Annotated in this window: 1 protein-coding gene; it reads left to right on the top strand. The window is 71.7% G+C overall.

From position 1 onward, the window contains the following. The coding region (locus H5J29_RS34120) for a glycoside hydrolase family 16 protein (RefSeq protein WP_181784971.1) at window positions 1–1,003 on the top strand (1,003 nt) is incomplete at both ends.

The following is a 1,003-nucleotide window of genomic DNA, read 5'->3' as shown; positions in this document are numbered from 1 at the left end:
CGTGGAGCCCTCGGCCGCCGAGCCGCCCCGCGTCCCGGACATCAAGACGCCCAAGACGCCCAAGCCGCCCTTCGAGGCGCTGACCGCGGCCGAGCGTTTCGGCTGGGGCACCCCGCTGCCGGAGTCGGACGAGTTCGACTACACCGGGCAGCCCGACCCGGCGAAGTGGGAGAACATCGACGGCTGCTGGGCGGGCCACGACGGCAACGGCCTGCGCTGCGGGGCCAACAGCACCGTCGACGGCGAGAAGCTGATCCAGAAGGGCAACGCGAACGGCGACACCGGCTGGCTGGCCTCCAAGCTCGACCAGCAGTACGGACGCTGGGAGGCGCGGGTCCGGTCCTTCAACACCGGCGACTCCGGCAACGACTACCACCCGCTGCTGATCGTCTGGCCCGAGTCCGACAGCTGGCCGCAGGACGGCGAGTACGACTTCCTGGAGAACCAGGCCCCCGGCGAGGAGTGCGCCAACGCGTTCATCCACTACCCGCACCCGAACATGCCGGTCCAGCAGGAGTTCCTCGAGGAGGAGAACTGCGGGGCGCCGCTGTCGGAGTGGCACACCATCGCCTTCGAGTGGACGCCCGAGCACGTGCGGGGCTTCGTCGACGGCAAGGAGTGGTACACGCTGAAGGACGGTGCGGGCCCCGGCGGTCGGAAGAACATCCAGGACATGCCCTCGGGGCACCTGACGATCCAGTTCGACAACTTCTACGGCGGCGGCATGCGCGAGGCCAACTACGAGATCGACTGGGTCCGGATGTACACCCTCGACCCGGTCGACCCCCAGCCCGGCGCGGGTGCGGGCGGCGGCGCGGGTGACGACGCGGGTGCCGGCCCGGCCGAGGCTCCTGCGAACACCCCGGCGAACACCCCGGCGGACGCTCCGGCCGACGCCCCTGCCGAGGCTCCGGCGGACACCCCGGCCGACGCTCCGGCTGATGTCCCGGCTGATGTCCCGGCCGATGTCCCGGCGCCCTCGGACTCGCCACCCCGACGGCGA

The sequence above is a fragment of the Pseudonocardia pini genome (genome assembly GCF_013870575.1).
Lineage (GTDB): Bacteria > Actinomycetota > Actinomycetes > Mycobacteriales > Pseudonocardiaceae > Pseudonocardia > Pseudonocardia pini.
Note: the sequence above shows the minus strand (reverse complement) of the source record. Positions and strands in the feature narration are given on the sequence as shown.